15 protein-coding genes and 1 tRNA gene are annotated in these 18,433 nt (G+C 61.7%); 8 read left to right on the forward strand and 8 right to left on the reverse strand.

Annotated features, from left to right (window positions below; all coding sequences use genetic code 11):
• Positions 1–14 precede the first annotated feature (14 nt).
• A complete protein-coding gene (locus tag ABIB36_RS14040) occupies positions 15–4,163 on the reverse strand; it encodes a bifunctional nitrate reductase/sulfite reductase flavoprotein subunit alpha (protein WP_354561960.1) in 4,149 nt (1,382 codons plus the stop codon).
• A 158-nt stretch (positions 4,164–4,321) separates the two neighbouring features.
• On the opposite strand from ABIB36_RS14040, the gene ABIB36_RS14045 reads away from it, so the two are divergent.
• Positions 4,322–4,897: a PadR family transcriptional regulator gene (locus ABIB36_RS14045; protein WP_256895592.1), complete on the forward strand. Its 576-nt coding sequence runs from the start codon at positions 4,322–4,324 to the stop codon at positions 4,895–4,897.
• Positions 4,898–4,917: 20 nt separating this feature from the next.
• Positions 4,918–6,405 carry an MFS transporter gene (locus ABIB36_RS14050; RefSeq protein ID WP_354561924.1) on the forward strand — a complete coding sequence of 496 codons (1,488 nt, stop codon included), beginning with the start codon at positions 4,918–4,920 and terminating at the stop codon, positions 6,403–6,405.
• A 61-nt stretch (positions 6,406–6,466) separates the two neighbouring features.
• Here the strand turns inward: ABIB36_RS14050 and ABIB36_RS14055 are convergent, their stop codons facing one another.
• Together ABIB36_RS14055 and ABIB36_RS14060 are read right to left on the reverse strand one after the other, a co-directional pair.
• Positions 6,467–7,192, reverse strand: a complete 726-nt coding sequence (locus ABIB36_RS14055) for a GAF and ANTAR domain-containing protein (protein WP_084346714.1) — start codon at positions 7,190–7,192, stop codon at positions 6,467–6,469.
• 112 nt (positions 7,193–7,304) lie between these two features.
• Positions 7,305–7,757: a cupin domain-containing protein gene (locus ABIB36_RS14060; protein ID WP_084346713.1), complete on the reverse strand. Its 453-nt coding sequence runs from the start codon at positions 7,755–7,757 to the stop codon at positions 7,305–7,307.
• Positions 7,758–7,870: 113 nt separating this feature from the next.
• Between ABIB36_RS14060 and ABIB36_RS14065 the strand changes: the two genes are divergently transcribed.
• Positions 7,871–8,344: a universal stress protein gene (locus ABIB36_RS14065; RefSeq protein WP_354561928.1), complete on the forward strand. Its 474-nt coding sequence runs from the start codon at positions 7,871–7,873 to the stop codon at positions 8,342–8,344.
• 101 nt (positions 8,345–8,445) lie between these two features.
• Here ABIB36_RS14065 and ABIB36_RS14070 read toward each other — a convergent pair whose 3' ends face one another.
• From ABIB36_RS14070 to ABIB36_RS14080, 3 genes are all read right to left on the reverse strand, one after another.
• Positions 8,446–8,976 carry a DUF4760 domain-containing protein gene (locus tag ABIB36_RS14070; protein WP_143542105.1) on the reverse strand — a complete coding sequence of 177 codons (531 nt, stop codon included), beginning with the start codon at positions 8,974–8,976 and terminating at the stop codon, positions 8,446–8,448.
• A 114-nt stretch (positions 8,977–9,090) separates the two neighbouring features.
• Positions 9,091–9,164: transfer RNA gene (locus ABIB36_RS14075), tRNA-Ile, on the reverse strand.
• 68 nt (positions 9,165–9,232) lie between these two features.
• Positions 9,233–11,371: a molybdopterin-dependent oxidoreductase gene (locus ABIB36_RS14080; protein ID WP_354561932.1), complete on the reverse strand. Its 2,139-nt coding sequence runs from the start codon at positions 11,369–11,371 to the stop codon at positions 9,233–9,235.
• A 217-nt stretch (positions 11,372–11,588) separates the two neighbouring features.
• Here ABIB36_RS14080 and ABIB36_RS14085 point away from each other — a divergent pair, with 217 nt between their 5' ends.
• The 5 genes from ABIB36_RS14085 to ABIB36_RS14105 all read left to right on the forward strand — a co-directional run bounded on the left by ABIB36_RS14085 (position 11,589) and on the right by ABIB36_RS14105 (position 15,553).
• The gene (locus tag ABIB36_RS14085; protein WP_256895589.1) at positions 11,589–11,930 is read left to right on the forward strand and encodes a hemophore-related protein; all 342 of its coding nucleotides are present in this window, start codon (positions 11,589–11,591) and stop codon (positions 11,928–11,930) included.
• 107 nt (positions 11,931–12,037) lie between these two features.
• The gene (locus ABIB36_RS14090) at positions 12,038–13,165 is read left to right on the forward strand and encodes an NDMA-dependent alcohol dehydrogenase (protein ID WP_084346708.1); all 1,128 of its coding nucleotides are present in this window, start codon (positions 12,038–12,040) and stop codon (positions 13,163–13,165) included.
• A 368-nt stretch (positions 13,166–13,533) separates the two neighbouring features.
• Complete coding sequence (locus ABIB36_RS14095) at positions 13,534–14,346, forward strand: serine hydrolase domain-containing protein (RefSeq protein WP_354561966.1); 813 nt, start codon at positions 13,534–13,536, stop codon at positions 14,344–14,346.
• Positions 14,347–14,512: 166 nt separating this feature from the next.
• The gene (locus ABIB36_RS14100; RefSeq protein ID WP_084346706.1) at positions 14,513–15,025 is read left to right on the forward strand and encodes a DUF3145 domain-containing protein; all 513 of its coding nucleotides are present in this window, start codon (positions 14,513–14,515) and stop codon (positions 15,023–15,025) included.
• 90 nt (positions 15,026–15,115) lie between these two features.
• Positions 15,116–15,553 carry a cold shock domain-containing protein gene (locus ABIB36_RS14105; RefSeq protein WP_084346705.1) on the forward strand — a complete coding sequence of 146 codons (438 nt, stop codon included), beginning with the start codon at positions 15,116–15,118 and terminating at the stop codon, positions 15,551–15,553.
• A gap of 74 nt (positions 15,554–15,627) precedes the next feature.
• On the opposite strand, the gene ABIB36_RS14110 is transcribed toward ABIB36_RS14105, so the two are convergent.
• Positions 15,628–17,061, reverse strand: coding sequence for an acyl-CoA carboxylase subunit beta (locus tag ABIB36_RS14110; RefSeq protein ID WP_084346704.1), 1,434 nt, complete (start codon positions 17,059–17,061; stop codon positions 15,628–15,630).
• A 113-nt stretch (positions 17,062–17,174) separates the two neighbouring features.
• On the reverse strand, positions 17,175–18,425 hold the full coding sequence (locus tag ABIB36_RS14115) for a KasA/KasB family beta-ketoacyl-ACP synthase (RefSeq protein WP_084346703.1): 1,251 nt from the start codon (positions 18,423–18,425) through the stop codon (positions 17,175–17,177).
• Positions 18,426–18,433: the final 8 nt, after the last annotated feature.

Below are 18,433 nucleotides of genomic sequence, written 5' to 3' on the forward strand. Positions count from 1 at the left end.
GAGGACGATGGTAGTCAGTACACGTCCCGCACGTAACGCTTTTCTGCCGCCAACGCTTTGACGTAAGCCTCTGCGCTGGCGGGCGCGAGCCGACCATGTTGAGCAACAATGCCTTTCAAGGCACTGTCGACGTCTTTTGCCATTCGTGAAGCATCGCCGCACACGTAGAAGTGCGCACCACGCTGGAGCCACTCCCATAGCTGAGCACCATGTTCGCTCATACGATCCTGCACGTAGACCTTCGCGCTCTGATCACGTGAGAAAGCCAGATCGAGCCGGGTCAGCGACCCGTCGTCGAGCATCGTGGTCAGTTCCTCGCGATAGTAGAAGTCCGTGGAGGCATGCTGTTCGCCGAAGAACAACCAGTTCGGTCCGGTGTGTCCGCGTGCTCGACGCTCGTGCAGGAAGGCGCGGAACGGGGCGACACCGGTGCCGGGCCCGACCATGATCATCGGCGCGGCCGGGTCCTCCGGTGGTTTGAAGTGCGCCGACTTCTGCACGAAAATGCCGACCTCTTCACCTTCGGCGTGATCGGCCAGATACGTCGAGCAGACACCGCGTCGAGGGACGCCATGGATGTTGTAACGCACTGTGGACACTGTCAGCTGCACTTCCCGCGGATTCTCCTTGGGACTCGAAGAGATCGAATAGAGCCGCGGCTGAAGCGGTTTGAGGACACTGAGCCATTCGTCGATTCCCGCCCGCACCGGAAGATGCGTCAGGACGTCGACCGACTGACGGCCCCAGATCCAATCCTGCAGGTCCTTCTTGCTCTCCGGCATCAACAAGCGTTCCAGGTCGTCGTCGCGCGTGCGGGAGTGGATGAACTTCAATAGATCCGGGGAAATTTTTGCGATCTCCAACCGCTCACGTAGGGCGTTGCGAAGAGGCATCGCATCGTGCCCGGCGATATTTACGACGCTATCGCCGTCGAGCTCCGTCAATTCGAGCCACTCGTCCACCAGTGCGACGCTGTTGCGCGGCCACACACCGAGCGCATCGCCTGCCTCGTAGCTCAACGTGCCGTCGGGGAGGTGGAATCCGAACTGGCGGACATCCTTTCGCGACCCGGTCACCGTCAGAACAGTGTTGCGCACCAGAGCCGTTGTCAGCGGTGCCTTCTTCCCGTAAGTCGGGATGAGCGCAGCGGTAGCCAACGTGCTTCCAGTGGAGGCGGCGGGTTGCATCGGCGGCGGTGTGCCCAGTCTGGATACCACGCGGTCCAGCCATACCGACGCCGCTTCCTCGAATTCCGGCTCGCAATCGACGCGTCCCACCAGACGCTGCGCGCCCAGTTCAGCGAATCGACTGTCGAGACGTCGACCATTTCCGCAAAAGTCCTCGTAGCTCGAATCACCCAGGGCGAGAACAGCGAATCTGTTTCCGGACAGATCGGGAGCGCTGTCGCCGGACAGTCCGTCGAGGAAGGACGTGCCGTTGTCGGGGGCGTCGCCGTCGCCGGTAGTGCTGCTGATCAGGAGCACATCGCGGTACCGCACCAGCTCGGTTGGTGCGAAGTTCTCCATGACGTGCTCTTCGACGAGAAGACCCGTCGACCGGAGATGCTCGACGCAGCTCGACGCGAATTCTTCTGCCGTCCCCGTCTGGGAAGCCCACAGTACGAGTACCGGTGGTTCGTCATTGCCTTTGTTATCCCCGGCCGAATCGACGAGAACGGGTGTCTGCGGCGCCGCAGTGGTGGCGCTGCGTGAGAACAAGCCGGCGAGCATGCCGCCGAGCCAGGCGTGAGTCTCTGCGGACAATGGCGTCGTCGTCGGCAGAGTGGGAACTCCTGCGGCACTCCGCCCGGCGTCCGTGCGTAATCCGGCCAACAGGCCCGCCACATAGCGTTGCTCGATCAGCGGAAGGGGCAGCGAGGGCCCGGAGACATCGCCCACGAGGTCTGCAAAGGCGTCGATCGGCGACAAGGCATTTCCTCCGTGCTCAGGGGCGTTATACGACTGCGATTGCGCTGCAAGAAACTTCGTCAGAGTGACCGCACAGATCTTGAATTCGGGCTGCTGTGAGTACGGATCGACCGCGTCGTTGGTCACCGCGTTTATCGACAGGTATTCACCGAACGAATCGTTCCAGTGGAACGGTGCGAAGCAGTCGCCTGGCCTGACCCGATCGCTGACGAGCGCGGGCAGTACCGCCCGCCCGCGGCGCGACGCGACCTCGATCCGGTCACCCGACTCGCACCCTAGGCGCTCGGCGTCGCGCGGATGGATCTCGACGAAAGGACCCGGGTTGAGCTTGTTGAGCTTCGCCACTTTCCCGGTCTTGGTCATCGTGTGCCATTGATGTTGCAGGCGGCCGGTATTGAGCAGGAAGGGATAGTCGTCGTCCGGCATTTCAGCTGGTGACATCGATGGCCGGGCGAAAAACTGCGCCCGACCTGATGGCGTGGGAAAGGACAAGCGCGGGGTACTGCCGTCGTCGAGCGTGCGCAGAGGTTGGCTGACGCCGTCGTTGAGGTATCTGATCGGGTGGCGATCCTCGTCGTCGTCCGGTGGGCACGGCCACTGCAGCGGCGTCGTACGGAGTCGCTCATAGGTGACCCCGCGTAAGTCGTATCCGGTCCTGATGTTGGAGAACTCTTTGATCTCCTCGAATATCTCCTCTGCGCACGAATAGGTGAACGCATCGGAGTAGCCGAGCTCGCACGCCATCAACGCGATGATCTGCCAATCCGGCAGAGCTTGGCCGGGAGCGTCCACGGCCTTCTGGAAAAGAGTGAGATTCCGTTCGGAATTGATCATGACGCCCTCGGACTCTGTCCACAGGGCCGCCGGGAGGATGACGTCGGCATAGCCATTGGTCTCCGTGTCGGCGAATGCATCCTGGGTGATCACCAATTCGGCCCGCTCGAGGCCTGCGATGACCGTCTTTCGATTAGCTACCGACGCAACAGGATTGGTGCAGATGATCCAACATGCCTTGATATCCCCGTCGGCCATCCGGGAGAACATGTCGATGGTGCCCGCACCGACATCGGTACGTAGCGTGCCGGATGGGAGGTTCCACCTGTCCTCCACGAAGGCTCGATCCTCGTCGATCAGCACTGTCCGCTGGCCGGGAAGACCCGGTCCCATATAACCCATTTCGCGGCCACCCATGGCGTTCGGTTGGCCGGTGAGCGAAAACGGTCCGCTGCCACGTTTGCAGATCGCCCCGGTCGCCAAGTGCAGATTGACCAGCGCATTGGTGTTCCACGTCCCGTGCGTCGACTGATTGAGTCCCATTGTCCAGCAGCTCATCCAGTTCTCTGCCTCGCCGATCCACCGTGCGACCGTGTACAGATCGGCCTCGGGGATACCCGTCCTGGTACTCACGCGAGACGGTGTGTAGTCGGCCAGAAAGTCCTCCATGACGTCCCAGCCATCGGTGAACTCGGCGATGAATCTGTCGTCGGTCAGCCCCTCCGCCAGCAGGATATGCAGCACTCCGTTGAGCAGGTCCAAGTCCGTCCCCGGCGCGAGCTTCAGGTGAAGATCGGCTTTGTCGGCAGTCGCATTCCGCCGAGGGTCGACGACGATCAACTTCGCGCCGCGCTTGACGCGGTCCATCATCCTCAGAAACAAAATCGGGTGACAGTCGGCCATGTTGGCCCCGGTCACCAAAAAGACATCGGCATGATCGAAATCCTCGTACGACCCGGGCGGCCCGTCTGCGCCGAGCGAGAGCTTGTAACCGGTGCCCGCGCTCGCCATGCAGAGGCGAGAGTTCGATTCGATCTGATTGGTTCCGATGAAACCCTTGACCAACTTGTTGGACAGATACTGCGCCTCGATGGACATCTGTCCCGAGACATACAGCGCAAAAGCGTCGGGACCGTGCTCGTCGATCAGTGCGCGCAGCTTCCGCGCCGTTCGCTCGATCGTTTTTCTCGTGTCCGCCGGTTGCGGATCATCGCCGCGATTGGCCCGTACACGCGCGGCGTCGAGGCGTCCGGGCGCAGCGAGCATGTCCGACGTCGTCGAGCCCTTGGTGCAAAGGCGCCCGAAATTGGCAGGATGGGACTTGTCACCGACCGAGGTGGTGATGGTCGAGGGGTGATTCTGGCGTTGTTCGATCTGAAGTTTCATCCCGCAACCCACGCCGCAGTACGCGCATACCGTCTTGACGGTGTGCGTGACTATCGAGATATCACTTGGGGACATATCGAGGGGCGTTGGCAACACGACTCCCACGATGCGCACCGGACGATTCACGTCGATGACGCATCAGTTAGCCCGACGTGACGTTGTCCTCACAGTGGCACCGCAGTGACGGTGAAGCGGATTTTGACACGAATAAGTACTCGTGCAAGAGTACTCGCGTGTCTTCGATCCGATTGTTCATTCTCGGCTCGTTCGCGCAACGAGGCGAGATGCATGGTCATCAACTTCGTCTCTTGGCCGAAGAAGAACATGTGCAGATGTGGACAGATATTTCGGTGGGAGGCCTCTACGGTGCGCTGAAGAGACTTCATGCCGAGGGTCTGATCGCGGATGTGCGGACCGAGCAGGACGGGAACTTCCCGGCCCGGCAGGTGTATGCGATCACCGAGCGTGGGCGCGAGCAGTTGCGAGCTTTGCAAAGCGAGGGCCTGTCCAACTTCGTGCTTCGCCCCGACCCGTTCGATTTGGCTCTGACCAGGCTCGACCCCGACCGGCTCGACCACCTACCCGAGGTGATTGCGGAACGGGTCCGACTGTTGAACGACCTCCTTCGGACCACCGTCGATGCGAACGAGCAAGCGCATCCGTATCTGACATTGGCCGAAACCTACGCGCTCGAGCATCGCGAACATCGTCTGCGGGCAGAGATCGACTGGCACGAAGGGTTCGTTGCTGCATTACCGGGCATTCTCGCCGACGAACGACACAGAATTCACCCCCCACTTCCCACCTGAACACAGAACAGCGAGACAAGATGACCGACAACAGCTCACGGGTATCGGCGCCTCCCGTCGAAGTGCCACGTCGCGCATGGCAGGCACTGGTTGTACTGCTGCTCGGGATGTTCATGGCTTTGCTGGACACGACCATCGTCAACGTTGCGCTTCCGACGATCAGCACGAGCCTCGACGCCTCCGAGGCAACGCTTGCGTGGATTATCTCCGGATACGCCCTTGCTTTCGGGCTGGCGCTGATACCGGCAGGAAAGATCGGCGACCGGATCGGCCACAAGTGGGTCTTCTTCACCGGACTGGCACTGTTCACCGTCGCCAGCTTTGCCTGCGGCCTCGCACAGAACGACCTTCAATTGGTCATCTCGCGAATCGTGCAGGGACTCGCAGGCGGAATCTTCGTCCCCTCCGTAACGGCCTTCATCCAACTCCTGTTCCCAGCTCAGGTGCGTGGCAAAGCTTTCGCGATCATGGGCGCAGTGATCGGTGTCTCGACGGCCTTGGGGCCGATTGCAGGCGGTCTCATCATCGAAGCCTTCGGCGATGAAAACGGTTGGCGTGGCGTGTTCTGGGTGAACATACCGATCGGAATCGTCGGACTCGTTGCTGCTGCACTGTTGCTTCCAGGGCGCCCGGAGAACCGAACGGCCACGGCGAAGACTGGGATCGACTGGATCGGGCTCATCCTCATCACGGCAGGTCTGGTCGCACTGTTGGTCCCGCTCATCGAAGGACAGGACCAGGGTTGGCCGGTCTGGACCTATGTCTCGATCGTGTCGGGTGTAGTTCTCATCGCCGTATTCGCCGCGTGGGAAGTGTTCTACACCAAGCGTCGTGACAACCCCTTGGTGCCGCCGAAGCTGTTCGCTCACCCCGCCTTCACCGGTGGGACAATTCTCGCGCTCGTCTACTTCGCGTCGTTCACCAGTATCTTCTTCACCATCTCGCTGCTGTGGCAGAGCGGGCTCGGAAACTCCGCACTGTCTTCCGGCATCGTGATGCTTCCGTTCGCTATCGGCAGCATCATCGCCGCGTCCCAGAGCAACCGGCTCACACAGAGGCTTGGTCGTACAGTTCTGTTGATCGGCACCTCGTTCGTCGCGATCAGCCTGATCTGGATGTGGCTCGTCCTGGCCACCACCGATGCCGCCGATCTCACCAACTGGAAACTGTTGCTGCCCATGCTGATCGGCGGTCTGGGTAACGGAGCGTTCATCGCCCCGAATGCTCAGTTCATCGTGGCAACCGTGGACCGAGCAGATGCAGGCGCCGCGAGTGGCGTCATCGCTACGATGCAGCGGATCGGTAGCGCCGTCGGTATCGCGGTCATCGGCAGCGTTCTGTTCGGCAATCTGAACATCACCGGACCGGAGACCGTAGCCAGCGGATTCATGCACGGGGCATCGATTGCGATGTCTGTCAGCGCGGCATTCGGAGTCGTGGCACTGCTGCTGGTGTTCGCGCTGCCCAAGCGCGTCGACGCTCCGGGACCCATGGTTCCGAGCGAGTAGCCCGCCGGGGTTGTGTGCAGTCCGCGGAGACCGGCTGCACACAACCCGAGTGGTCGGTCACTCAGGGCTGCAAGCTCCGGGTGTGCGACTCGACTACCGATCGCGCCAACGCAGCGATCTTGACGTTCATATCCTGAGATGTCTTGCGCAGCATCTCGAAAGCCTGATCGTCGGTGACCTCGTGCATGGCCATCAACAAGCCGATGGCCTTGCCGATCTCCCTGTTGCTCTCTAGGCCGAGACGCAGAGTGTCGGCCTGTTCGCCTTTGAGGATGGCGGCAACCGTAACGGCCGCGAACGCTGCGACCACGATTGCCCGGTCAGCGGTGTCGCTGTCGAATCGGCCGGCGGTGTCGCTGAACAGATTGAGTGCGCCTACCTTCTTGCTGTCGAGCATCAATCGAAAACCCATTGCGCCACGCACGGGCGTCCGCGCAAGGACACCACGGGCAAGGGCCGGCCACTTCCCGGGAGTGTTGAAGTCCGATTCGATCTGGGCTGCCTCGCTGGTGATCGCGTCGAGGCAGGGCCCTTCGCCGGTAGCGCGCTCGATGTCATCGACGACCCGTGCGATCTGATCCGAAGCCGCCACCGTCACCGGCTTGCCCCGTCCGGTCAGCATCAGGCTGGCATGATCGCACCCGGGTACCAGCAGCGTCGCCGCAACGCAGATGGCCGTGTAGACCTCGTCCGCTGCCCGACCGCGATACACGATGTCCGCAAGTGCGGCGAAGACCGTCGCGGGGTCGGCCGTGGCCGATTTGTCGAGAATCGAGTCGTCGTTCATCAAGACTCCGTTCGAAAAAAGGAATGCTTTCCGTGCGCTGCCCGTTTCTCGAGGAGCCACATCCGACCTACAAGAGTACCGACCGCACAGCTCCGATCCAGCGTCAGGTGGCTCAGGCACACGGCGGAGCAGGCGCATCCTCTGCGAACGGCTTACCGGGAGGCTCGATGTACGCCGCGTACAGAACGACCGGAACAGTCCCGGCATTGATGCCCTCATGTACGTGGTTGCCCCCGACATCCTCTGCGACGACGTTGCCTGCCGGGGTCGACACCTCGCTGCAATCCGTCAGGGTCCTGGTCAGGACACCAGATTCGACATACGCGTACACCGGGCCGTCATGAAAATGCCATCCAGTGGAGCCACCGGGCGCGATCGTGATCTTGCGTGCAGTGAAGTCGGTTCCGGCAAGGTCGACACTGCCGGGAATGAGCGGAAACGATACGTGCGCCAGCGTCTCGGCCGTGACGCCCGACGGCGGAGTGGCATCGGCGAGCGCAGGAGACAGCGTCGCAGCAGCGATGCAGCAGAACCCGACTGTGGCCGAGCGGACGATCTTGGACATGAAAACGAACCTCTCGTCGGTGGGCCGCTAGCGGAAGTCCAGACTAGAACCCGGCAATGGGGTCTGGGGTGGGTATCAGCGAGTTACGTAGTGCTGCTGAGTAACCTGCAGACGTGGATGAGTCAGCGGAAACTCGCGACAACCAAGCGCACACCTTCGAATACGGTGTCGACGGGCCGAAAGCGATTCTCGTCGGAATCGACGGGTCGGATTCCGCATGGAGAGCAGCGGCATACGCCGCGGGGCTGGCGAGACGCCAAGACTCCCTGCTGGTTCTCGCCTACGTCCAGCAGTTGTTCACCACCGGATGGGGTCAAACTGGCATCCCGCTCGTCGAGACGGGCAAACAGATCGCCGAAGAACTTCTCGCCTACATCAAAGAATCGACCACGCGGATGGAATCGATTCGATGGGAGTTCCGTACCGCACAGGGGGATCCCTACAGCGGCCTCGTCGCAATCGCCGACGAACTACGGGTCGACGCCATCGTCGTCGGGGCATCCGAACATGCAGGCCACCGGATATTCGGGTCCGTCGCGGTGCGGCTGGTGAAAAGCGGACGCTGGCCCGTCACCGTGGTTCCGTAGATCGCCACGAAGAACTGAAGAGCTGCGATGAACGCAAACTACGCACCTTGCGAAGTCGTCGAACCAGAACGTCTCCGGACCCGCGGTGCGATTGAGCAGTCTTACGGCCCTAGTATGACGTGATACCAGCGTCTTTGGGGATGAATCCTAGCAGCGTCGAGTGTCCTCGACTCATGAATTCTCTCGTAAAGGTACTCGAAGTAGTTCTGCCAAATCCCAGGGTCGCTGCAGCCGGCCTTGACTCGTCCGCGGCGTTCGGCCTTCACAATGGGAAGAAGTCGTGGCCAGGCGTCGAGCACTGAACCCCCGAGGTATCCAGCGACTGGTCGAATATCGACTACGCGGTAAGCGACGAGAACCCCGAGATTGTCGTAGAACCAGGCAAGATCGCGCACCAGGAGCATCTTTTCCTCCGGCATCCCCTTCAAGCCACTCTTGTAGTCATAAGACTTGAACTCTTCTGAGTGAATGAACTCGCGCGCATCTGCAAGTCGTTTGCCACGATGTTCTGTGAACAGGTCGACCAGGACCTTGGTAGACGTCGACAGTTGCGACATCCTCAAATTGCGAATGCCCATAAGCGCCGAGACCGAGAGCGCGACCAGGGAGACCACAAATGCCGCGATAACCATCCCGAATAGGTACCACAAGTGCGCGTAAGCCGGAAAACGACCCCACTGCGGCCCGGACGGCACCGCAGTCCTGACGACTACCTTGCGAGCCGACCCCTGGCCTGTCCTTATCGGTGGGGCGGGCGGGGCTCGAACCCGCGACCAATGGATTATGAGTCCACGGCTCTAACCGACTGAGCTACCGCCCCATCTCGCACCGAGCGAGCCGTGACGAATGCTACTTCAAAGCATCGCCGACGTGTGCCCGCGGGGTCGGTCATGTCGGCGAGATGGTGACGGGCACGCCATTGAGGATCGCGTTGGCCGAGACCGCGTCGACCCGGTGTGGGTCGGTGATGTCGTTGACGCTCGCTCCTACGACCGTCGTCGCCACGGATAATTCGACGCCGGGGCGTTGGTGTCCGAACCCGTGCGGCATGCTCACCACTCCGGGCATCATGCGGTCGGTCGCGAGTACTTCGATCTGCACCGATCCGGCGGTCGAGGCCACCGACACCACGGAGCCGTCTTCGATGTTGCGCTCGAGCAGATCATCGGGGTGCGCCAAGAGTTGATGGCGCGGTTTGCCCTTCGTCAACCTCGCAGAGTTGTGCATCCAGGAATTGTTGCTGCGTAGATGCCGTCGACCGATCATCAGAAGTTGATCTCCGCTGGGCACCGCCGCCGATGTCATGAGATCGCGCAGAGCCGGAAGTTCCGCGATGATGATGTCCTGCAACAGATTTATTCGCTTGTTCCGGGTCTGCAGCTTTCCGGGAAACCCGGGGCGGAGCGGGCCGAGATCGGTGCCGTGCGGAGACTTCTTCAGCTTCGCCACCGAGAGGCCGGCGCGATGACTGCGGAGCAGTAGATCGATCGTTCGTCGTGGCGACAGGCGTAGCCGAACTTCCGCGACAAGCGATTTCGGTGTCAGGCGCGTACGAAGGCGGTCGAGCGTGGACGACCCGGCGAGGCGTGCCCGATAGCGAATACCGAGATTACGGAAGATCTCCCAATCCGATTTCGCACCAGGCTTTTTCGCCAGGATTGCCGGCATGAACTTCGCCGTGTTGCGGACAGCGAAGGACTGAAAGATCAGGTCGTAGTGATCACGTTCGAGCGACATCGTGGGCGGAAGAATCACATCCGCGTGCCGTGATGTCTCGTTGATGTAGAAGTCGAAGGACACCAAAAAATCCAAGTCGGCGAAGGCCTGGTTCAACCTGGTGCCGCCCGGCATGGACAACACCGGATTGCCGGAGAACACCGCCATGGCCCTGATCTGACCGTCGCCGGGGGTCGTCATTTCGTCGACCAATGTCGAGCACGGAAATTCGCCCGCGAACTCGGGCAAGTCTCGAACACGACTGCGCCACTTGTCGAAATGCCCTCGGCCGACGATCTTTTTCCGGATGAGATCCACCGCAGGGTCCGTGAGCAGTGCACCGCCGACCCGGTCGAGATTGCCTGTCACGATGTTGAGTACTTGAATCGCCCACTGACAGAGACTGCCGAACTGCTGTGTCGAGACACCCATTCGGCCGTAGGCGACCGCGGATCGCGCAGTGGCGAACTGTGTCGCCAGCGACACGATGTCGGCAGCCGCGATGCCCACGACGGACGCGACCGCGTCGGGAGTGAAATCCCGGACCAGATTCGCCACCTCCTCGGTGCCGTCGACATAGTCCGCGACCCGGGTTGTCCCTTCCGCTATGACGACGTTGATCAACGCGAGGAGCAGGAGCCCATCGGTACCGGGCCGAATGAAGTGGTGGACGTCCGCGATGTCCGCAGTTTCGGTCTTGCGGGGGTCGACCACCACGAGAGTGCCGCCGCGCGCCTGCAGATCGTGGGCGCGACGTGCGAAGTCAGGCACCGTCATCATGCTGCCGTTCGAGGCCATCGGGTTGCCACCGAGGATGAGAAAGAAGTCGGTGTTGTCGATATCTGGAATCGGTAGGGCCAGTTGGTGGCCGTACAGCAGGTGATTCACGAGCTGATGGGGGAGTTGGTCGAGTGAAGTGGCCGAGTATCGATTGCGGGTGCGCAGCATCGACGTGAATGGAATTCCGTGCGTCATCGAACCGAGGCTGTGGACGTTCGGATTCCCCTGATAGACACCGACAGCGTTGGACCCGTACTGCTCACGCGTGGCCACCAGGCCCTCGACCACCAGGCCGTACGCTTCGCTCCATTCGATCTCCACCCAGTCGGCGCCCTCGCGTCGAACAGGCTTGATCAACCGGTCGGGATCGGCGTGTAGATCGATCAAGGACAGTGCCTTCGGACAGATGTGCCCGCGAGAGAGCGGATCGTCCTTGTCGCCTCGAATCGAGGTGACCGTATTTTCCTCGACCGTGAATTCGAGTCCGCACATCGCTTCACACAGATTGCACGAGCCGTAAGCGATCGTCATCGGGTCTCCTGTCCCTAGTAGCTCGACCCTATCGACGAGAGTCGTCCCTCTCACGGCCGAACCGACCGATAACCCGCCGAGATAGGTGTTTTCGGGCGTTCTACCAGTATGTCCTCCAGTGCGACAGGAAGCCTGGACTGCCGATATCGTTGCTGGCGAACACTTGTCGATCCCACCACAACGCTCACCTCGATTGGGGAAATTCATGATCTCTCGCTTGTCCACAACCAAGGTCGCAACCGTGCTCGGCGCTACTGCTGTCGGAGCTCTGCTCTTCGGCGGCGTCGCCACGGCCACACCCGCCGAGACCGTGGTCAACACACCGTGCTCGTTCTCGCAGATCGTTGCCGCCACGTACGCACAGGACGAAGAAGAGGGAGCAGCACTCGCCGCATCACCGATGGCGGGAAGTTTCGCGGCGTTCCTGGCCGCACCGGTGTGGCAGCGCCAAGCAATTCTTGCATCGCAGCCAGTCATCGTCGACAGGGTCAACGCATTCTTCGGAGGACCCGGTTCCGGTCTCGCTCGCACGGTCTTTGCTTCCTGCGTCGATTACTGACCAAAAATCTAGAACGTGTTCCAATTTGCCGTTCGTATGACTATCGTCGAACTCAACATCAAGCGGCCCGAACAACGGGTCTATCGGCGTGTGAAAGGCGAATCGCGATGAAAACCAAAGGCGCTGTGCTGTGGGGCCTCAACGAGCCATGGTCGGTAGAAGAAATCGAGATCGGAGACCCAAGGGCCGGCGAGGTTCAGATCCGCATGGAAGCTGCGGGGATGTGCCACTCCGATCACCACATCGTGACCGGTGCGACGCCAATGCCGTCGTTCCCGGTAATGGGTGGACACGAGGGGTCCGGTGTCGTCATCAAGACCGGCCCCGAGGTGAAGACATTGAAGGAAGGAGACCACGTCGTGCTCTCCTTCATCCCCTCATGTGGACATTGTCCGGCGTGCGCCAACGGGCACCAGAACCTCTGTGACCTCGGAATGGGCCTGCTCAGCGGAATGGCCATCAGCGACGGCACCTACCGCATCCAGGCTCGCGGGCAGAACGTCATCCCGATGTGCTTGCTCGGAACCTTCTCTCCGTACATGACCGTGCACGAGACCCAGGCCATCAAAATCGACGAACACATCCCGTTCGAGGTCGCATCTTTGGTCGGTTGCGGGGTACCGACGGGTTGGGGATCGGCGGTGAACGTCGCCAAGGTGACTCCAGGAGACACCGTCGCGATCATCGGTGTCGGTGGCGTGGGTATGAGCGCCCTCCAGGGTGCCGTGCAATCCGGTGCATCCAAGATCATTGCGATCGATCCCGTCCAGTACAAACGAGATCAGGCACTCAAATTCGGCGCCACCCACGTATATGCCACGGCAGCCGAAGCTTTGATGCCGATGATGGAGCTGACCTGGGGGCTGATGGCTGACAAGACCATCATCACCGTCGGTGAGATCACCGGCGAAGATATCGAGGCTGCACTGTTGCTGACGGCCAAAGCGGGCCGCTGTGTCGTCACTGCAATGGGACGCATGGAGGACATGGACGTCAAGCTGAACTTGTTCTTGTTCACGATGCTCCAGAAGGACCTGCAGGGCGCGATCTTCGGCGGTGGCAATCCTCGTCACGACATCCCATTATTGTTGAAGATGTACAAGAGTGGCCAGCTCAACCTCGACGATATGGTCACCAAAACCTACGCGCTGGACGACATCAACACCGGTTACCAGGACATGCTCGAAGGGAAGAACATTCGCGGCGTCATCAAGTTCACCGACGCCGACCGGTAGTTACCGGATCGCTTGAATGACACATCCATACGATCAGATGAATTGACGGGACCATTCAAGCGCTTGGCCTTGGCAGACGAGTCGGGGGGGGGGGGGGCCCCCCCCCCCCCCCCCCCCCCCCCCCCCCCGCCCGCCCCCCCCCCCCCCCCCCGCCAAGGGGCCCCCCGCACACAAAGACCCCAAACAACACCACGCCGCCCGGGGCACCATGACCCCCCCCCCCGCCCGTTTTGGCCGGTTTGTTTGCACGCACCACCCCACCCTATATTTTTATTGCCGGCCCCCCCCCCCGGGGGGGGGGGGGGGGGGGGGGGGGGGGGGGCCCCCCCCCCCCCCCGACTCGTCTGTCTACAACTAGGCTCATCCGCGTGCACTCCTTGGATTTGATCGCTGGTTGGCCCGTCGACAATGCATCCGCAGCAGTGGTGTCGACGGAAGGTGCGAGCGAGCAGTACGGCGATATCGATCGCGTGTACGAGCTGGCGTCCGTCACCAAACTGCTGGTGGCCTACGCGGCACTCGTCGCAATCGAAGAAGAAGCAATCGATCTCGATCAGCAAGCGGGACCTGAGGGCTCGACAGTCCGTCATCTTCTCGCGCACAGTTCGGGCCTCGCCTTCGGTGAGAACAAGGTACAAACAGCCCCCGGGACCAAGCGCATCTACTCGAGCGTCGGTTTCGAAGTGCTCGCCGCGCTGATCGAGTCCGAATCCGGAATCGCGTTCGACGACTACCTCGCCGAGGCCGTGTTCGCGCCGCTCGGCATGACCGCCTCGACGCTCGATGGACCGGCCGGTCACGGTGCGCGCTCGACAGTGCGCGATCTGTCGGCATTCGCATCAGAACTCTTGTCGCCGACCCTGCTGTCCGAGTCGACCTTCGCGGCCGCAGTCAGCGTGCAATTCGACGGCCTCAATGGCATTCTGCCCGGCTACGGATCTCAACGGCCGAACGATTGGGGCCTGGGATTCGAACTCCGCGACGGTAAAGAACCACATTGGACCGGGCAACGGAATTCGACTCGAACGTTCGGTCATTTCGGGCAGTCCGGAACGTTCCTCTGGGTTGACCCCGATGTCTCACTGGCCACGGTCGTTCTCACGGATCTGGCATTCGGCGAGTGGGCCAAACCTTTGTGGACAGAACTGTCCGATGAAGTTCTCGACAATAATCCCAGGTAGAACCATCGGCGCCGGCCAGATCATCACTGGAATCACTAGTGCACTGGCGCAACAGGGGTAACTCGGGGCACACTAGTGCATGTACGCAGGAGAAAGCTTCACATACCAGTTCGTGTAAGAGGTCGTTGGGGAAGACGTCCCTCGTCGAAGCTGGAGGAGTAATCGAATGCGTGCATTGAATCAGTTCGCAGATGCCACGTCGGGTGTGGTGTACATACACGCCTCACCCGCCGCGTTGTGCCCGCACGTCGAATGGGCACTATCCGACGCGCTGAACTGCCGTGCGAACCTCAAGTGGTCCGCGCAGCCGGCCAGCGGCGGTCAGCTTCGTGCTGCCACTGATTGGGTCGGTCCCGTGGGTACGGGAGCTGCGCTAGCAGGCATTCTTCGGACGTGGCAGATGCTGAGGTTCGAGGTCACCGAGGACGCCAGCGATGGCGTCGACGGCGAACGCTTTGCCCACGTGCCAGGTCTCGGACTCTGGCGTGGCTCCACGAGCGCGAACGGCGATGTGATCCTCGGCGAGATGCGACTCAAGTCGATGATCGAGGGAAATTCGGGAAACCTTACGGCCGAGATCGAACACGCCCTGGGCAGCGCCTGGGATCACGCGCTCGAACCGTACCGGACCGGTGGAGCGGGGGCCGAGGTCACCTGGCTCAGCCGCAACGCGGGATGACCGGATCTCCCAGTGAATTCATCCTTCGGTAGGGTCGGAACTGTGCCAGGCTAGGCATGCGGGTTCGACGGTTTCTCGAGGGGTGGTTCTATGTTGTCGACAGGTAAAGTAATTCGCTTCGACGAGTTCAAGGGTTATGGGTTCGTTGCGCCCGACGAGGGCGGTGAGGATGTCTTCATCCATGTCAACGACCTCGACTTCGACAAAAGACTTCTCGCCCCTGGGGTTCGGGTCGAGTATGTCGCCGAGCACGGCGATCGAGGCCTCAAAGCAGGCCAGGTCCAGATAGTCGACTCCGCGGCGCCGGTGCAACATCGACCAGCGCACCCAGTTGCACACGTAGCGACAGCATCGACCGGGCACGAGTACGACGACGTCGTATGCGACGTCCTCGCGCGTTCCGACTTCTCGACCGAATTGACCGAAGCTCTCCTACAGGCGAACCGCGGTCTCACCGCCGAGCAAGTGCTCGACGTGCGCGAGGCCGTCATTCGGATCGCCGCGTCACACAAGTGGCTCGAAGGCTGACTCTCTGTAGCCGGAAAAGCAGTGCCCCGGTGTCCGAGACACCAGCGCACTGCTTTTCTTTCCGCTCCAAGCGGTTACAGCGGGATGTTCTTGTGGTTGCCACGCGCTGCAGGCGCAGCGGCCAATGCCTTTGCGATGGTCGAACGCGTGAGGGCAGGCTCGATGACCGCGTCGACGACGCCGATGGCCACGGCCCGGTCGACGCCACCGGCGATGGTTTCGTGCTCCACTGTCAGTCGGTCGTGTAGCGCCTCGCGCTCTTCTTCCGGCGCAACTGCCAACGCCTTCTTGTGCAGAATCCCAACCGCAGCCTTGGCGCCCATGACAGCGACCTCGGAACCAGGCCAGGCGTAGACCGCGGTAGCGCCGAGGGCCCGCGCGTTCATCGCGATGTACGCACCGCCGTAGATCTTGCGAGTCACCAGGGTGACTCGCGGAACCTTGGCTTCGGCGAATGCGTGCAGGAGCTTTGCGCCACGACGGACGACGCCCTCCCACTCCATGCTGACGCCCGGCAAGTAGCCGGGAACGTCGACGACAACCACGAGCGGGATGCCGAACGCGTCGCACAGGCGGACGAATCGTGCTGCCTTCTCGGCGCTTTCGGAGTTGAGGCACCCGCCGAGGCGAATCGGATTGTTGGCGATCACGCCGACGGTCCGGCCACTGAGTCGACCGAGACCGATGACGATGCTACGAGCCCAGCCGCCCTGGAATTCCTCGAACGTCGACTCGCCCTCGACATTGTCGAGAAGCTCGTCGATGACGGGATGTACGTCGTAGGCGCGCCGATTCGACTCGGGCAGTAGTGCTTTGAGGTCGGTGTCACCATGTTCAGCGGCGGCGATGTCGAATGCGCCCTGCTCGCTGAACATGGAGACCAGTCGACGTGCGCGCGTGAGGGCGTCGAGCTCGTCGTCCGCGACGATGTGGCAGACGCCGGACTTCTTGTGGTGCGTATCCGGTCCGCCGAGAGACACCATGTCCACTTGCTCGCCCGTCACACTGCGTACGACATCGGGACCGGTGACGAATACACGTCCTTCGGGAGCCATGATGACGACGTCGGTGAGGGCTGGGCCGTACGCGGCGCCGCCGGCAGCGAAACCGAGGACGACGGAGATCTGGGGGACAACCCCGGAGGCGCGAACCATGGCCTCGAATACGAGGCCGACTGCATGCAGAGCTTCGACGCCCTCAGCGAGTCGGGCTCCGCCGGAATGCCAAATTCCCACGATGGGAGCATTTCGTTCGAGTGCGATGTCGATGGCCGAGACAATGTGCTTGCACCCATCGACACCCATTGCGCCACCCATGACGGTGGCGTCGGAGCAGTACGCGACGCTGTGAACGCCGTCGATGTCACCGGAAGCTGCGAGTAGACCGGATTTGTCACGGTCGTGGAGCGGAACCATTGTCCCCGCGTCGAAGAGCTTCTCGAGCCGCGCGACCGGATCGCGGGGATCGGTCGCGTGGTGGGACCGAGTAGCGGGGGACAAGATGGTCATCGCGTTCTCCTTCTTGATGCCCGGGGCGGGCGATCCCCGGGAGAGGTCGAGTAGGACCCCTCCCGGGGTTCGAGTGTGAGCTCGATCGTCACGAGTGAACTACTCGGACAGGATCAAGCTCGACCGAAGGCGAGCGCGACGTTGTGCCCACCGAATCCGAACGAGTTGTTGATCGCGTAGTCGATCTGTCCGACGCGGGGCTCGCCCTTGACGACATCGAGATCGATCTTCGGATCCTGATTATCCAAATTCAGTGTGGGAGGAATGATTCCCTCGCGCACTGCCAGCACCGTCAGCACCGACTCGAGTGCGCCGACGGCGCCGATCGAGTGTCCCAGTGCGGACTTCGGTGCATAAACCGCTGCATGGTTACCGACCGCCTTGTTGATTGCAAGCGCTTCGGCGGTGTCACCGATCGGTGTTGCCGTCGCGTGTGCATTCACGTGCGTGATGTCGGACTTCTGCAGTCCTGCTGTTTCGATCGCCCGGGTCATCGCCCGAGCCGCTCCGGTTCCTTCGGGATCGGGTGCCACGAGGTGGAATCCGTCCGAGGTGATACCGGCGCCGAGAAGACGTGCATGGATCGTGGCTCCACGCGCTTTGGCGTGCTCTTCGGTCTCGATGACCATGAGCGCACCGGCCTCGCCGAACACGAACCCATCCCGGTCTTTGTCGAACGGCCGCGACGCACCCTTCGGATTGTCGTTGTTGGTGCTCATCGCGCGCATCATCGAGAAACTCGCGATCGGCACCGCGTCGATGAATCCCTCGACGCCACCGGTGACAACCATGTCGGCGTCGCCCATCACGATCATTCGCCACGCGTGAGCGATGGCTTCCGACCCTGAAGAGCACGCAGATACCGGAGTGATGACTCCGGCCTGTGCCTTGAGTTCCAAACCGACCACCGCTGCGGGGCCGTTCGGCATGACCATCTGAACTGCGAGTGGAGAGACCTTGCGGTACCCACCGGTCTTGAGCTTGTCGACGGCATCGATGAGCGAGTCACCACCGCCGAGACCGGTGCCGATGGAGACGGCGAGGCGGAGCGGATCCACCTCGGGGCTGCCAGCGTTCTTCCATACCTCGCGGCCGAGCACAGTGGAAAGCTGCTCCACATAGCTCAGTCGCCGCATCTCCACTCGCGTGAGCAGGCTCGACGGACTGACCGCGAGGTGTCCGCCGATTCGAACGGGGAGGTCGTACTCGGCGATGAAGTCATCTTCGAGTACGCCAATGCCGCTCTCGCCGTTCAGCAGACCCTTCCACGTCGCGTCGACATCGCCCGCGATGGACGTGGTCGCAGCGAGGCTGGTGACGACGACATTCGGGAAGCGTCCATTGGCTGTGGATGGGTTGGTCATGGTTTCTC

The organism is Rhodococcus sp. UYP9, from assembly GCF_040547235.1.
Lineage (GTDB): Bacteria > Actinomycetota > Actinomycetes > Mycobacteriales > Mycobacteriaceae > Rhodococcoides.

Bases quoted from the DNA above. Each gene is read 5' to 3' on its own strand.
- ABIB36_RS14105 (WP_084346705.1), top strand. From the start codon at position 15,116: ATGTTGTCGACAGGTAAAGTAATTCGCTTCGACGAGTTCAAGGGTTAT.
- ABIB36_RS14055 (WP_084346714.1), bottom strand. From the start codon at position 7,192: ATGAACGACGACTCGATTCTCGACAAATCGGCCACGGCCGACCCCGCG.
- ABIB36_RS14090 (WP_084346708.1), top strand. From the start codon at position 12,038: ATGAAAACCAAAGGCGCTGTGCTGTGGGGCCTCAACGAGCCATGGTCG.
- ABIB36_RS14110 (WP_084346704.1), bottom strand. From the start codon at position 17,061: ATGACCATCTTGTCCCCCGCTACTCGGTCCCACCACGCGACCGATCCC.
- ABIB36_RS14050 (WP_354561924.1), top strand. From the start codon at position 4,918: ATGACCGACAACAGCTCACGGGTATCGGCGCCTCCCGTCGAAGTGCCA.
- ABIB36_RS14040 (WP_354561960.1), bottom strand. From the start codon at position 4,163: ATGTCCCCAAGTGATATCTCGATAGTCACGCACACCGTCAAGACGGTA.
- ABIB36_RS14070 (WP_143542105.1), bottom strand. From the start codon at position 8,976: ATGGTTATCGCGGCATTTGTGGTCTCCCTGGTCGCGCTCTCGGTCTCG.
- ABIB36_RS14060 (WP_084346713.1), bottom strand. From the start codon at position 7,757: ATGTCCAAGATCGTCCGCTCGGCCACAGTCGGGTTCTGCTGCATCGCT.
- ABIB36_RS14080 (WP_354561932.1), bottom strand. From the start codon at position 11,371: ATGACGATCGCTTACGGCTCGTGCAATCTGTGTGAAGCGATGTGCGGA.
- ABIB36_RS14100 (WP_084346706.1), top strand. From the start codon at position 14,513: ATGCGTGCATTGAATCAGTTCGCAGATGCCACGTCGGGTGTGGTGTAC.
- ABIB36_RS14115 (WP_084346703.1), bottom strand. From the start codon at position 18,425: ATGACCAACCCATCCACAGCCAATGGACGCTTCCCGAATGTCGTCGTC.